Genomic DNA, 14609 nt, shown 5'->3' with positions numbered 1-14609 from the left:
GGCAATTCTCCCTGCGCTCTAGCGGCTGTGAATATAGGCACCGCGATTGATATCGGCGCGTTCCGTGCTGAGGCTGGCGACGGGGCCAAACCCGGCATCGCCAAAGCCTGCCTGCACTTTACCCAAGGCAGCCTTGTAGGTTTGCGCGAACTCTTCGGGCGTTTGGGTCTTGTGCGCCTCTTCCAGGCCCAGCAGCACGTCATAGGTCAGAACCGACGTCTTGATGTCACGCTGTGCCGCACCCGGTGTTGCGTTGTAATAGTAATCGGTGCTGATCTGATTGTGCGTGATGTAATCCTTGAACGGCGTGATCGGAACAGAAAGCGGGTATTTCGTTGCCGAGAACCAAAAAAGGTTCAACCCGTTTGGAATGCCATCCGAGAACGCGTCGATATACTGATCCCAGGTCCCGTTAAAATTGGAACAGAACAGCATGTAGTCATTCTCGAGCGTCTGTTTGCCTTGCCCAAGATCTGGCCAGTCTTCGGGCTTGATGATGACCCACCGGGCAAAGTGGATCAGGGAGAGGCCAAGTAGCCCGAAAAGCCGTTCGGGCATGCCGCGCGCAGCCATGAAAAGCAGCCTGTTGATCCAGGTTATCCGCGGCTTGCTTGGGGTGAGCACATTCATGGCATAAGCTTTGCCAGCAATATTTGTCATCGCGTGCCTTGCGTTCAAAATTCAAAAAATAATGCCCGTCGATACCACGAAAGGTTGGTTTTGTCACGTTTCAGCTGCGGTGGGACGCTCCAGTCTTTCAACGGCTGGTAGTATGGTCCGAAGGGGATTTCGCCTCCGACGCGCTTGCTCCGTCTGACTGCGCAGCTCGGCATTTCCGGTCGGCTGCCCATGCTGATTCCCTTTGATGTCTTACAGGCTCGTTTGCCGGTGGGGCAGGGGTCTGCGCCGTAGCCGTTCCAAATGGACTTGAGCAAAAAGCGACCAAACGCATGTCCGGGTGTCGCTGCGCTACAGTTGCATTGCGCGCGCGGGGTGGAGGACACCGCATGCCCGACTGTAGCATGGATTTGACCGGGGACAATTCCGCTTTACTCAGGCGATGCGTTGTATACGGTGTGCCCAGAAATTTTGGGCGCGCGCAAACGCTTAGGTAGAAAGCGCAACTGTCCGTGCACGCCTTGAAGTCAGGAGCGCGCCAAAAAAACTCTAGGGGAGATTCTCAATGAACATACGCAACGGCCTTTCAGCTCTGGCAATCATCGCCGCCAGTCCGGCACTCGCAGATTGCAGCACAGTCACGTTCTCGGATGTGGGCTGGACCGACATCACGGCCACCACCGCCGCGACAACCGTCCTGTTGCAAGCGCTGGGCTATGAAACCGAGATCGAGACATTGTCTGTACCGGTGACCTATATCTCGCTCGCCAAGGGCGATGTGGATGTGTTCCTGGGCAACTGGATGCCCACGATGGAAGCCGATATTGCGCCCTATCTGGAAGCGGGCACGGTCGAAACCGTCCGCGTCAACCTGACGGGCGCAAAATATACGCTGGCCACCAATGCGGCCGGTGCGGCCCTCGGGATCGACAGTTTTGAGGCGATCGCTGCGAATGCGGAGGCGCTGGATGGCGAGATTTACGGCATCGAGTCCGGCAATGATGGCAACCGCCTGATCCTCGATATGATCGACGCGGATGCGTTTGGCCTCAAAGGGTTCGACCTTGTCGAAAGCTCGGAGCAGGGGATGCTGGCGCAAGTGGAACGTCAGTCCAAGCGCGACGCGCCTATCATTTTCCTTGGATGGGAGCCGCATCCGATGAACGCGAATTTCGATATGACCTATCTTGAAGGCGGCGACGATTGGTTCGGACCCAACCTTGGCGGCGCCGAAGTGGCGACAAACGTGACCGCAGGCTATACCGAAGCCTGCCCGAATGTCGGGCAGTTCCTGAAAAACCTCGAATTCTCGCTCGCGATGGAGAACGAGATCATGGGGGCCATTCTGAACGACGGTACGGACCCGGACGAAGCCGCGACCGCATGGCTGACGGCCAACCCCGGCGTTCTGGAGGTTTGGCTGGACGGTGTGACCACCCAGGACGGCGGCGATGCGATGGCAGCGGCCAGGTCGGCCCTCGGCCTTTAAGACATCCGGGCAGGCCAGCGCTGGCCTGCCCCAATACCAGAGCGGCTAAAGGTTTGACCTCATGGACTCGTTTTTGAGCCTCGACTGGCTTGCTGATTACAAGATCCCGGTGGACGACGCAGCCGAGGCTGCGTTCGACTGGCTCGAAACCCACATGATCTGGTTCTTTGACGGTCTGGCCGCAATACTGGAAGCGATGACCGGGGCGATTTTATGGACGTTTGAGACCATTCCGGCCCTGATCCTGATCGTGATTTTCGTCGGGTTCGCGTGGGTGCTACAGCGCAACTGGAAAGTCTGCGCTTTCGTGGGCCTCGGCTTTCTCTTCATCCTCAATCAGGGCTATTGGGAAGAAACGATAGAGACGCTGACCCTCGTGCTGTCCGCGTGTCTGCTGTGCATGTCCATCGGGGTGCCAATCGGGATTGCAATGGCGCACAGGCCGCGGCTCTATTCTTTTGTCCTGCCCGTGCTCGATATCATGCAGACCTTGCCGACTTTCGTTTATCTCATTCCAGCCATTGTTTTTTTTGGTCTGGGCGAGGTTCCGGGGCTGGTCGCGACGGTCATCTTCGTTTTGCCGGCACCAATCCGACTGACCCATCTGGGGGTATCCAACACGCCAAAACCGCTGATCGAAGCGGCACAGTCCTTTGGAGCTACGGGGCGGCAGCTTTTGTGGAAAGTGGAATTGCCATCGGCGTTCCCGCAGATCATGGCGGGTCTCAACCAGACCATCATGCTGTCATTGTCCATGGTCGTCATCTCGGCGCTGGTCGGGGCCAACGGGCTTGGCAAACCGGTCGTCAGCGCGCTCAACCGTGTCGACAAGGGGCTGGGCTTTGAAAGCGGGTTGGTGATCGTTGTCGTCGCGATCATTCTGGATCGCATGCTGCGGGTGAACCGGTCATGAGTGCCGTGATTTTTGACAATGTTTCCATCGTGTTCGGGGATCATCCTGAACAGGCTTTGCCGATGATGGACGCGGGCAAGGAGCGGGCGGAGATCAACGCGGAGACAGGGCAGGTCCTTGGCGTGCATAACTGCTCGCTGACCGTCGAGGAAGGCGAGATACTCGTCCTGATGGGCCTGTCTGGTTCTGGCAAATCGACCTTGCTGCGCTCCGTCAATGGTCTCAACCAGGTGGTGCGCGGCGATGTGCGTGTGGCCGGGCCTTCGGGCATGGATTCAGTGACCACCGCCAATGCACGGACGCTCCGCGCGATCCGGTTGAAGCAGGTCGCGATGGTATTTCAACAATTCGGCTTGCTGCCATGGCGCACGGTGCGCGACAATGTCGGCCTTGGTTTGGAATTGGGCGGCATGTCGGTCAAGGACCGCCATGCCCGCGTAGACGAGGAACTGGCGCTGGTCGGATTGGCCGATCGGGCGGATGCCCTCGTGGGAGAGTTGTCCGGGGGCATGCAGCAGCGTGTCGGGCTGGCGCGTGCCTTTGCCACCGACGCGCCGATTTTGCTCATGGACGAGCCGTTTTCCGCCCTTGATCCGCTCATCCGCGCGCGGCTTCAGGATGAATTGCTGGAATTGCAGACCAAGCGGAACCGCACGATCATTTTCGTCAGCCATGACCTGGACGAAGCGTTCAAGATCGGAAATCGCATTGCCATCATGGAGGGCGGCCGGATCGTACAATGTGGCTCCCCGCGTGATATTTTCACCAATCCGATCAATCCTTATGTCGCTGATTTCGTCGCACATATGAACCCGCTTGGCGTTCTGACGGCCCGCGATGTCATGGTGGAAGGGGCTGGTGAAGGCCCGCGGATCGACGTGGAACTTCCGGTGAAGGACATCTTGCTTGAATTGCACGACGCCCCCATCCTGCAAGTTGTCGAAAACAACACCGCGATCGGCATCGTTTCGCGCGAGAGTGTTCTCAACCGTATCGCGCAGTGACGGGCGGCTGTGAGGTGACAAGATTGCGCCTGCTGCTGTCTGCTGCACATGCTATGCCGCTGTTGACGTCAGCCGTCCATGATCTTCCGCGCCGGAGTGAGGGTCAGGCCAGGCTCGCAAAAAATGGGTTATGAAATTGGAACGCTGACCCAAGAATGAACTGTAAGAGGATCCCCTAGATGGTTCTGCAAAAAGACTTTTTCGACCTGCCTGCGGGCATGATTTACCTTGATGGGAACTCGCTTGGGCCATTGCCGAAAACGGTGAAAGACCGGGTCGCGGCGATGATACAGGATGAGTGGGGCACCCAGCTGATCAAGGGCTGGAACACATCCGGCTGGATGGCGCAACCGTCCCGGATCGGCGATGCAATCGGGCGTTTGATCGGGGCACCGCAAGGCACCGTCGTCATTGGTGATACGCTCTCCATCAAAGTGTTTCAGGCTGTTGCGGCGGCGATAAAAATGCGCCCGGACCGTCGGGTTATTCTCAGCGATTCCGGTAACTTCCCGACTGATCTGTATATGGTCGAGGGCCTTATCAAAGCGCTGGATAGCGGCTATGAGTTGCGTGTCGTGGCCCCCGAAGACGTGGCGAGCGCCATCGACGATACGGTGGCCGTCGTGATGTTGACCGAAGTGGATTACCGCACTGGACGCATGCACGAGATGGGCTCGATGACGAAAACCGCACATGAGGCAGGTGCCGTGATGATCTGGGATCTGGCCCACAGCGCCGGGGCCGTGCCCGTAGATCTGGAGGCCAGCGGCTGTGAATTTGCCATCGGCTGCACCTATAAATACCTCAATGGCGGGCCGGGCGCGCCTGCATTTATCTATGTGCGCAAGGATCTGGCCGACGACGTGGAGCCCGCCCTGGCCGGCTGGCTGGGCCATGACGCGCCATTTGCGTTCGATCTCAAGTATCGGCCCGCGCGGGGCATCGAGCGTATGCGCGTGGGCACGCCGCCGGTGCTGCAGATGGCCGCATTGGACGCCGCTTTGGCCGTTTGGGAAGGTGTGGATATGGCGGAAATGCGTTCCGCTTCAATTGCTTTGCAGGAAACCTTCATTCACCATGTTGAAAGCCGCGTGCCTCAACTGACACTGGCCAGCCCGCGCGACAGTGCACGGCGGGGCAGCCAGGTCTCCTTTGCATTCGAGAATGGGTACGCCGCCATGCAAGCCCTGATTGCGCGCGGGGTCATCGGCGATTTCCGCGCCCCTGACATCATGCGTTTTGGCTTCACCCCTCTCTATATCGATGAAGCGGACGTGATCGCCGCGGTCGACCATATCGAAGTGGTGATGAAAGATCGTCTTTGGGATGATCCGAAATACCTGACGCGCCAGCGCGTGACATGAGGGCTTGACACGCGCCCATAGAAAGGCGGCGAGAGCCTGATACCTCGGGGTGAAACCGAAAGACGTCGCGACAGATGATGGCCGTCGCCTGTGTTGCGGCTCTGAGCACTGGCGCGATGTTGGCGGCCATGACAACGGGAAGATCGGATTTGCGGTCAAGGAAGATCAGCGCAAACCGGATGTTCCTGTGCAATTGACCAACAAGATGATCCCGTCGGAAAAGGTGGTAATCGGTCACTTTGAAAACAGAAGGCGTTAAATGTGTGGTCGCTCTTCTTTGGTGGTCCATTTTTTCGCCAAGGATTCAAACGCGCGATGATTTGCTGGGGTATCGGCAATATGCTGCACCTGCTTCACCAAAGGCCTTGCGTACGTTCAGTTCTTGAGAAGCGTTGTTGAGCACCACTGCAAAATCGGCGTGCTGTCAAATGTTCCCGAAGGAATGCCGGTTGCCACCTGCGTAAACCTGTTGAGGACTGCCCTAAGGGTCGCGGATCAGGATCTGGGAGGCGGAGCGACAGCATATCTGTCGGTGGTTTCGGACGGGGTCGGACGCTCTTTGCCTTTGGCAAAGACGCCCCGCCCGCCGTCCCATGGGCCGCACGTACTTATTTCAGGTGCCACTGAGGCTGGTCGGGCAGGTATTGTCTCCCGCGCCATCGGGTCTGCCGTCGTCGGCGTTTTAACGGACGGTGTTCAAACCGCGCATCGCACCCAACAAAGTCTGGATTTGATCCTTGAACCGGAAAAACCCGTGCGTGGCGTGCGGCCAGGCTGCACTGTCGAAATCACGGCGGATTTGAGCAATCCGTGGGCCATCCGGCATCGCAGCGAGGCGTCCGATCAGATCCGCATTGGGACCGACCGGGGCATAAGGGGTCAAGATCTGTTCAATGCCTTGTTCTGCGGCCCACCGCGCGAGCGCCGGGGCGGTCGGGGCCGGGCGCGCGATTGTCCCGAGTCTGTCGGTGAACCGTGTCACGGTATCCTCGGAGGCCGCCTGCGCGAAAGCCTCCACCTTCGGTGCAATCGAGAGAGGCGACAGTCCTTTGCGTGTCGTCACGACGGCCGTCGCAATCGGTGCAAGGCCTGCATCAAGCACATATCCCGGACTGAGATCATCATCATGCAGCAGGAGACCTGTGGTCAGGTTGGGCCTTGGCGGCGCTACTGCGGGCACGGGTTGGCGTTCGGGCACCGGGGGGGCATTCAGCGCCGGTGCTTCGCCCGCCAGTTGCCATTTCGGGGCAAACCGCCCTTCGGTGAACTTTGAGATGTTGGATGTGCGGGCCAGGTAGGTTTTGCCCGGAGTCTGGATGCCGGCAACCCAGCGCCACCCGAGCGTGTTGGACGCCGGATCACCATCCAGCAGATGCCGCAAAAAGAAATCCGCGCCGAGCTCCCACGGCAAGCGCAACGTGAATATCCAGATCGAGGCAAACCACATGCGCGCGTGATTGTGCATGTATCCGGTCTCGACCAACTCATTGGCCCAGGCGTTGAAACACGCGATCTCGGTTTGCCCCGTACACGCAGCTTCCCACGCTGCGCGCAGGCCCGATTGGGTTTGGACCGCGTCAATCTGGCCCTTGAGGGCGGTTTTGTACTGGGTCCAGACCGCCGGGCGCATTTCGAGCCAGCCTTTCCAATAGGTGCGCCAGAACACCTCCTGCACGAACTTTTCGGCGGCGGATGCGCTGTGTCGTCCCAACACCGCATCCAGCACGTCGCGTTCCGTCAGCAATCGCGTGCGCAGATACGGCGAGAGCATGGACACGCCGTCATGCTTGTCCGGCCCCAGATCATAATTGCGGCGCGCGGCATAATCGCGCCCGGCGTGGGGCACAAACCGGCTTAACCGTTCCAGGGCCGCCAGCCGGGTGGGAGGAAATCGGGTCATCGCGTCTGTCATTGAGGTCCACTTAGACGGAGATCGACAGGCTTCAAGCGTCGTGCCCCCCTTGCAGGTCCCAAGCGCCGATACTAAGACTCGGGTAATCTCTTTGCGGGTATGGTCTCGCAAAATCAGACGAGGCAGGAATTAATGCGCGACCCAATCGATCAGTATACCCATTTTACCGGCAATCTCGTGCCTATGGTTGTCGAACAGACCAGCCGTGGTGAACGTGCCTATGACATTTTTTCGCGCCTTCTGAAGGAACGGATCATTTTCATCAATGGCCCGATTCACAACGGGATGAGCCATCTGATCGTCGCGCAGTTGCTGCATCTCGAGGCCGAGAACCCGTCAAAGGAAATCAGCATGTACATCAACTCGCCCGGCGGTGAGGTGACAGCAGGCTTTTCCATTTACGATACAATGCAATATATCAAACCCAAAGTGTCGACGCTGATTTGCGGCATGGCGGCGTCGATGGGGTCCGCGATTGCAATCGGTGGTGAACCGGGGATGCGGTTTGCGTTGCCAAACTCCGAGATCATGGTGCACCAGCCGTCAGGCGGATCGCAGGGTATGGCTGCCGATATTCTGATCTCGGCCCGGCATATCGAGCAAACCCGCGAGCGGATGTATCAGATGTATGTGAAACATTCCGGTCAGGATTATGACACGGTTCAAAAAGCACTGGATCGCGACACATGGTTGACGCCGGAAGAGGCCAAGGAGTGGGGCCATATCGACGAGATTGTCGCGAACCGCGCGAAAGACGACGACAAAGACAAGTAAGACGACACAGGAAAATAAGATGTGCACCGTTGCGGTGACGTAACGGTGTTTGACCTTCGGGTCAGAGAAAAAGACGATTGTGGACCCTGCGGGGCTGTCTTAAACTGACGGTCAACGCGGGAAAGCCGGTTCATTTCCGGCATCCGAAATGGCGGCGACTGCCGGGAAGGACGCGACATGGCCACGAATTCTGGCGGCGACAGCAAGAATACCCTCTATTGCAGCTTTTGCGGCAAGAGCCAGCATGAGGTGCGCAAACTGATCGCGGGGCCGACCGTGTTTATCTGCGATGAATGTGTCGAACTGTGCATGGACATCATTCGGGAAGAAACGAAGGCTTCTGGCCTGAAGTCCACCGATGGCGTGCCCACACCCAAAGATATTTGCGCAGTGCTGGATGATTATGTGATTGGTCAGGCCATGGCCAAGCGCGTGTTGTCGGTCGCCGTGCACAACCACTACAAGCGGCTCAACCACGCGCAAAAGGGTGGTGACATCGAGCTGGCGAAATCCAATATTCTGCTGATCGGCCCTACGGGCTGTGGCAAGACATTGCTGGCGCAAACTCTGGCCCGCATTCTGGACGTGCCCTTCACGATGGCGGATGCCACCACGCTGACCGAAGCGGGCTATGTAGGCGAAGATGTCGAGAACATCATCCTCAAGCTGCTGCAATCGTCCGAATACAATGTCGAACGCGCGCAACGGGGCATCGTCTATATTGACGAAGTCGACAAGATCACGCGGAAGTCAGAAAACCCTTCGATCACACGCGACGTGTCGGGCGAAGGTGTGCAGCAGGCGTTGCTGAAGCTTATGGAAGGCACCGTTGCGTCGGTGCCCCCTCAGGGCGGGCGCAAGCATCCGCAACAGGAATTCCTGCAAGTGGACACGACCAATATCCTGTTTATCTGCGGCGGAGCCTTTGCGGGTCTCGACAAGATCATTGCGCAGCGCGGCAAGGGCTCTGCCATGGGCTTTGGTGCAGATGTGCGGGGCGAGGAATCGCGCGGCGTTGGCGAGATATTCATGGATCTGGAGCCTGAAGATCTGCTGAAATTCGGTTTGATCCCGGAATTTGTCGGACGTTTGCCTGTCTTGGCGACACTCGAAGATCTGGATGAGGACGCGTTGGTCACCATTCTGACACAGCCCAAGAACGCATTGGTGAAACAATACCAGCGCCTGTTCGAGTTGGAAGATACCGACCTCACGTTCACCGAAGATGCGCTGAGTGCGATCGCCAAGCGCGCGATTGAGCGGAAAACCGGTGCACGGGGTCTGCGTTCGATCCTCGAGGATATCCTGCTGGATACAATGTTCGAATTGCCCGGTCTGGATTCGGTCACCGAGGTTGTCGTGAACGAGGAAGCGGTAAATTCAGATGCGGCGCCGCTGATGATCCACGCAGATGCAGAAAAAGAGCCTGCGACCGCCGGCTAAACGCCACAGCACAGACAAACAGACGAAGGCGGGCCTGAGGTCCGCCTTTTCTTTGCGCAGCCACTCTCGTTCATACCTTGTCTTTTTAAGCGCAGGGCCGAATTCTATGCCCGTAAGGCGCACCCTGGTGCGCCATGGTGGGAGGAACACATGACCATTCTGCGTATTTCGTCCGATGGCGCATTCGAGTCGAGGATCGGGTATTGTCGTGCGGTCGTGGCAGGCGGCTGGGTTCATGTGGCGGGCACCGTCGGTCAAGGCGATACCGTGACGGAGCAGTGCGAGAATGCATTGGCGACAATTCATGAAGCGCTGCGCGACGCAGGCGCCGATTGGCACGACGTTGTGCGGGTCACCTACATGCTGCCAGACAGATCAGAATTCGAACCGTGTTGGCCCATTCTGGCGGCAACATTCGGTCCCAACCCACCTGCTGCCACGATGATTGAATGCGGGCTGATCGATCCGAAATATCGAATTGAAATCGAAGTCACCGCACTCTTGCCATCATGATCTGCCCGGCTTGCGTGCCTGTGTCCTCTGGACGCGGCGCAGCGGATGCGGCATAGAGTGTTGAAACCGTCGGAGGCGAAAAATGGGCATTCTCAATACGCTGTTGCGTTCCGTGACATGGTGGAACGGCCAGACGCTCAACACCCAGTTGTTTACATGGCGCAAAGGTACGAAAGTCGGAGACGATTCCCAAGGGAATGTCTTTTATCGCAATGCCGACGACAGCCGCCGCTGGGTGATCTACAACGGCGAGGCCGAGGCCAGCCGTGTGGACCCACAGTGGCACGGATGGCTGCACCGCACATGGGACGAACCACCCACGGACAAACCTTTGCCCCACAAAGCATGGGAAAAGCCACACCAGCCGAATTTGACCGGAACAGCAATGGCCTACGCGCCTGCCGGTTCCATTCGCCGGGCCGCCCCTGCCGACCGCGGTGACTACGAAGCCTGGACCCCGGAATAAGGCCCCGACGATGTCTGAGAACACAACCGAGGTTTTGGTTGGTGGCGCTGTTCTGGCGGCGGCGGTCGCAATTGCCATATACGGCGCTCAGGTCGGCGGCCTGGGAACGGGCGGTGGGGCGACCTATCCGTTGTCAGCGAGCTTCCGCAGCCTCGAAGGCGTCAACGTCGGAACGGATGTGCGCCTGGCTGGCGTGAAAATCGGTACCGTCACGGATGTGGGATTGAATGCGACGACATTCCGGGCCGACACCACGGTCGCGCTTGGCAAGGACACGTTGATTCCAGATGACAGCGCGATCATCATCAGCTCCGAAGGTTTGCTGGGCGGCAATTTCGTGGAGATCGTGCCCGGTGGATCGCCGTTCAACTATGAACCGGGTGATGAAATTACTGACACCCAAGGGTCGATCAGCCTGATTTCGCTGCTGCTGAAATTCGTTTCAGGGTCCGGGGACGCAGGCGAATGATGCTGCGATTGGCCGTGCTATGCATGATGCTTGGCACAAGTGTATCGGGGCAGGTTCGGACTGAGTCGGCGTCCGGCGCTGTGCTGCGTGGCCTCGACAAATTCAACGGGGCCGTTGTTGACATTGAATTGCCCACAGGCCGGACGGTGAAGTTCGAACGGCTGAATATCACCCTGACCGAATGCCGCTATCCCGTGGGCAATCCGTCAGGCAACGCCTTTGCGGGCCTGCAAATCACCGAAACAGGGCGCACGGGGGCGGTCTTTTCCGGATGGATGGTCGCTGCATCCCCCGCTTTGAACCCGATGGAGCACGCCCGCTACGACGTCTGGGTTTTGCGCTGTATCACGTCCTGAAAGGTTGCAAGCGCGGGGCCACTGAAATCTGCGCTCCGGTCCAGCGCTGCGGCCAGCATGTCATGATAGCGCGCACGTGTGATTTCGATGGCACCCAGTGAAGCCAGATGTTCCGTCAGGAACTGCGTATCGAACAACGTAAAGCCGCCCCTTTGAAGCCGGTCGACGCAACCTGCCAACGCCATTTTTGATGCGTTGGTGCGGCGCGAAAACATGCTTTCCCCAAAAAACGCGGCTCCCAGCACGACGCCGTAAATGCCGCCGACCAATGCCGAACCTTCCCAGACTTCCATCGAATGGGCATGGCCGCTGCGACGGAGCGCGGAATAAAGCCGTCTGATTTCCGGGTTGATCCATGTGTCGGAGCGATCAGCACAGCCGTCGACCACGGCTTCGAAATCCGCATCCGCGGTCAGGGTCCAGTCACTGCGCCGCATTGCCCGGCTCAGGCTGCGCGAGATGTGGAATCCATCCAAGGGAAGAATGCCCCGTTTGCGGGGATCGACCCAAAAAACCTCTGGATCATCGCGGCTTTCTGCCATTGGAAATATGCCGTTGGCATAGCCCCTGAGCAAAAGTTCTGGCGTGATCACAAAGTCCTTCATCGCTTTCTCGTCTGATTTCAAACCCGCCTAGCCCGGCCTGGTCTCTGGTCCGGTTCGCAGTTCTATTATCACAACCGGGGGTCAAGCGAACCAGAAGTGAAAAATTTCCATGCCGAGCATGCCGTGGACCTGTCCTGCCGCTCATTATCGTGTTTCAGGCAACCGAAGGGCTAAATTCAGTGCGTTTCACACACTTGCCAAGTCTATTTCTCGGACGCACTTGGTGAGACTGTGGATCAAGCAAACCAGATTATCGGTACCAGCCCCGAGCGGCGGAAGCGGGTCGTTTTCATCCGGAAACGGAATGCAACGTAGTCGTTTTCGCGTACTGAAACTTGAAGGGCATACTGTTGTTCAGGTGCTGTATCCTTCCAGCCAGTGTTCGAGCCAGTGGATATTATACTGCCCCGTATGGATGCCCGGTTCAGCCAGCAGCGCGTGGAACAGCGGTACTGTGGTGTCAATGCCGTCGACAATCAACTCGCCGAGCGCCCGCTTCAGCCGCGCGAGTGCCTCTGGCCGATCGCGCCCGTGCACAATCAGTTTCCCGATCAGACTGTCGTAATAGGGTGGAATGACATACCCATCATAGAGCGCTGAGTCCATCCGAACGCCAAGACCGCCGGGCGCATGATATTGCGTGATCCGACCCGGGCAGGGGGTGAAGTCAGGCAAACGTTCCGCGTTGATCCGCACTTCGATCGCGTGGCCGTTGATTTTCAGATCGTCTTGATGAAATGACATGTCTTCGCCCGCCGCCACGAGGATTTGCTCACGGACCAGATCGACGCCGAAGATGGCTTCGGTCACCGGATGCTCAACCTGCAAACGCGTGTTCATCTCGATGAAATAGAACTCACCGTTCTCATACAGAAATTCAATCGTGCCTGCGCCAATGTAGTTGATGTTGGCTACAGCGTCGGCGCAGACTTTGCCGATATAGGCCCGTTCTTCGGCCGTGATCGAGGGGCTCGGTGCTTCTTCGAACACTTTTTGATGGCGTCGTTGCAGCGAACAATCTCGTTCGCCCAAATGCACCGCGCGTCCTTTTCCATCGCCAAAGACCTGAATTTCAATGTGGCGCGGGGTGGTCAGATATTTTTCGATATAGACTTCGTCATTGCCGAAATTGGATTTGCCTTCGGCTCGCGCGGTCATGAATGCGCTTTCCATGTCGGCCGCCGCAATTGCAACTTTCATTCCGCGCCCGCCGCCGCCAGCGGTGGCCTTGATAATGACGGGATAGTCCATTTCTTCTGCAATGGCCTTCGCTTCTTCCAGCGTTGCCACGCCACCGTCCGAGCCGGGCACACACGGTACGCCAAGCGCCTTCATCGTGTCCTTTGCGGTGATCTTGTCGCCCATCACACGGATGTGCTCTGCCGTCGGGCCGATGAATGTCAGGCCGTGGTCTTCGACGATCTGAACGAATTGAGCGTTTTCCGATAAAAATCCATAGCCGGGGTGGATGGCATCGGCTCCGGTGATTTCGCAAGCCGAAATAATGGCGGGAAAGCTCAGGTAGGATTGGGCGGAGGAGGGTGGACCGATACAGATGGATTCGTCGGCCATACGCACATGCATGGCGTCGGCGTCGGCTGTCGAATGCACGGCGACCGTGGCGATGCCCATCTCGCGGGCGGCGCGGATGACCCGCAAAGCGATCTCTCCGCGGTTGGCAATCAGGATTTTCTTGAACATGTGGCCTGCCTTATTCGAGGATCACCAGCGGTGCGCCGAACTCGACCGCCGCGCCATTGTCGACCACGATCCGTTTGACCGTACCGGCGCGGGGCGATGGGATATGGTTCATCGTTTTCATGGCTTCGACAATCAACAAGGTTTCGCCTTCTTCGACTTTCTGGCCGATTGAAATGAAGGAGGGGGCGTCCGGTTCCGCTTGCAAATAAACCGTTCCGACCATCGGAGACGTGACAGCGCCCGGGTCGTTGGCCGGATCCACCGCAGGTGCTGGGCTGGCAGCCTCGCCGACAGTGGCACCCGCGGCGGGGGCAGCGACAGGCGTCGGGATTGCGGTGGCTTGTGCAGCAACCTGCTGAATCATTTGCCGGGAGACCCGCACGTTCAGGCTGTCATCTTCGCCGTAATCCCGTTTGACCTGCAATTCGGTCAGGTCATTCTCGCGTAGCAATTCCGCCAGGGCCTTGATGAAGGCCACATCCGAGTCATGGTTGGTTTTTGTCATTCTCGTCCTCAAATGGTTGGTAACGGTCACGGCATCCGAAATAGGACGCGCGTGATCTTGCTTCGGTGCGGTTATAGCGGGCGATGGGGGCAGTGAAAAGCGCAGTTGATGATGCGGGCGCAGATCAGGGACCAGACTGGAAACGGAGGCAGGACCGGAGCGGGCCTCCACGTCCGGTCGTGCCTAGCAAAAACAGGCTCCTCGATCGCGATATCCGGACAGTCGAGGCGTTACTGCTTTTCCACGCGGCGGAACCTGTGGGTTGTCTCTCTGTCTCTGCGATACCAAGATTTCGGTGGAGGATGATGACTAAAAAAGTCAGCTATTTTGGCTCCAATTCACTTTCCACCTAATGGATCGAAGCCACCGGCTTCTAGCCGGTCCGCTTCAGCGAATCTTTCTCTGATCTTCTCTCCTGAATTTTGAAACCCGCTGTGGCGGTATGGTTTCAAAATTCAGGAGAGAAGATCATGCGTT

General features: G+C 58.0%; 16 protein-coding genes. 11 read left to right on the top strand and 5 right to left on the bottom strand.

Annotation, left to right across the window (positions count from 1 at the left end; translation table 11 throughout):
• Positions 1-18: 18 nt before the first annotated feature.
• The gene (locus LC354_RS15610) at positions 19-660 is read right to left on the bottom strand and encodes a hypothetical protein (RefSeq protein ID WP_223425371.1); all 642 of its coding nucleotides are present in this window, start codon (positions 658-660) and stop codon (positions 19-21) included.
• A 523-nt stretch (positions 661-1183) separates the two neighbouring features.
• Between LC354_RS15610 and choX the strand changes: the two genes are divergently transcribed.
• From choX to LC354_RS15585, 5 genes are all read left to right on the top strand, one after another.
• A complete protein-coding gene (choX, locus tag LC354_RS15605; RefSeq protein ID WP_223425369.1) occupies positions 1184-2107 on the top strand; it encodes a choline ABC transporter substrate-binding protein in 924 nt (307 codons plus the stop codon).
• 61 nt (positions 2108-2168) lie between these two features.
• Positions 2169-3020, top strand: coding sequence for a choline ABC transporter permease subunit (choW, locus tag LC354_RS15600; RefSeq protein ID WP_223425367.1), 852 nt, complete (start codon positions 2169-2171; stop codon positions 3018-3020).
• On the top strand, positions 3017-4024 hold the full coding sequence (gene choV / locus LC354_RS15595; protein ID WP_223425365.1) for a choline ABC transporter ATP-binding protein: 1008 nt from the start codon (positions 3017-3019) through the stop codon (positions 4022-4024). The genes choW and choV overlap by 4 nt, the downstream gene beginning before the upstream one ends.
• A gap of 179 nt (positions 4025-4203) precedes the next feature.
• Positions 4204-5388, top strand: a complete 1185-nt coding sequence (kynU, locus tag LC354_RS15590; RefSeq protein ID WP_223425363.1) for a kynureninase — start codon at positions 4204-4206, stop codon at positions 5386-5388.
• Between the two features lie 49 nt (positions 5389-5437).
• The gene (locus LC354_RS15585) at positions 5438-5647 is read left to right on the top strand and encodes a hypothetical protein (protein ID WP_223425361.1); all 210 of its coding nucleotides are present in this window, start codon (positions 5438-5440) and stop codon (positions 5645-5647) included.
• Between the two features lie 423 nt (positions 5648-6070).
• Here LC354_RS15585 and LC354_RS15580 read toward each other — a convergent pair whose 3' ends face one another.
• Positions 6071-7288 (bottom strand): FAD-binding domain-containing protein, encoded by a 1218-nt coding sequence (locus LC354_RS15580; protein WP_223425360.1) that lies wholly within the window; start codon positions 7286-7288, stop codon positions 6071-6073.
• Positions 7289-7432: 144 nt separating this feature from the next.
• Between LC354_RS15580 and LC354_RS15575 the strand changes: the two genes are divergently transcribed.
• The 6 genes from LC354_RS15575 to LC354_RS15550 all read left to right on the top strand — a co-directional run bounded on the left by LC354_RS15575 (position 7433) and on the right by LC354_RS15550 (position 11321).
• A complete protein-coding gene (locus LC354_RS15575) occupies positions 7433-8074 on the top strand; it encodes an ATP-dependent Clp protease proteolytic subunit (RefSeq protein WP_223425358.1) in 642 nt (213 codons plus the stop codon).
• Positions 8075-8251: 177 nt separating this feature from the next.
• Positions 8252-9517 carry an ATP-dependent Clp protease ATP-binding subunit ClpX gene (clpX, locus tag LC354_RS15570; RefSeq protein WP_223425356.1) on the top strand — a complete coding sequence of 422 codons (1266 nt, stop codon included), beginning with the start codon at positions 8252-8254 and terminating at the stop codon, positions 9515-9517.
• A 150-nt stretch (positions 9518-9667) separates the two neighbouring features.
• Positions 9668-10030 (top strand): RidA family protein, encoded by a 363-nt coding sequence (locus LC354_RS15565; RefSeq protein WP_223425354.1) that lies wholly within the window; start codon positions 9668-9670, stop codon positions 10028-10030.
• Between the two features lie 82 nt (positions 10031-10112).
• On the top strand, positions 10113-10496 hold the full coding sequence (locus LC354_RS15560; RefSeq protein WP_223425352.1) for an NADH:ubiquinone oxidoreductase subunit NDUFA12: 384 nt from the start codon (positions 10113-10115) through the stop codon (positions 10494-10496).
• A gap of 10 nt (positions 10497-10506) precedes the next feature.
• Complete coding sequence (gene mlaD / locus LC354_RS15555) at positions 10507-10965, top strand: outer membrane lipid asymmetry maintenance protein MlaD (protein WP_223425350.1); 459 nt, start codon at positions 10507-10509, stop codon at positions 10963-10965.
• A complete protein-coding gene (locus tag LC354_RS15550) occupies positions 10962-11321 on the top strand; it encodes a DUF2155 domain-containing protein (protein ID WP_223425348.1) in 360 nt (119 codons plus the stop codon). Before mlaD ends, LC354_RS15550 begins: the two co-directional genes overlap by 4 nt.
• Here the strand turns inward: LC354_RS15550 and aat are convergent.
• The 3 genes from aat to accB all read right to left on the bottom strand — a co-directional run bounded on the left by aat (position 11285) and on the right by accB (position 14132).
• On the bottom strand, positions 11285-11926 hold the full coding sequence (gene aat / locus LC354_RS15545; RefSeq protein WP_223425346.1) for a leucyl/phenylalanyl-tRNA--protein transferase: 642 nt from the start codon (positions 11924-11926) through the stop codon (positions 11285-11287). The two genes, LC354_RS15550 and aat, sit on opposite strands and share 37 nt — an antisense overlap.
• 354 nt (positions 11927-12280) lie before the next feature.
• Positions 12281-13627, bottom strand: coding sequence for an acetyl-CoA carboxylase biotin carboxylase subunit (gene accC, locus LC354_RS15540; RefSeq protein WP_223425345.1), 1347 nt, complete (start codon positions 13625-13627; stop codon positions 12281-12283).
• A gap of 10 nt (positions 13628-13637) precedes the next feature.
• A complete protein-coding gene (gene accB, locus LC354_RS15535) occupies positions 13638-14132 on the bottom strand; it encodes an acetyl-CoA carboxylase biotin carboxyl carrier protein (RefSeq protein WP_223425343.1) in 495 nt (164 codons plus the stop codon).
• Between the last annotated feature and the right edge of the window lie 477 nt (positions 14133-14609).

The organism is Tateyamaria pelophila (genome assembly GCF_019966495.1).
GTDB lineage: Bacteria > Pseudomonadota > Alphaproteobacteria > Rhodobacterales > Rhodobacteraceae > Tateyamaria > Tateyamaria pelophila.
Note: the sequence above shows the minus strand (reverse complement) of the source record. Positions and strands in the feature narration are given on the sequence as shown.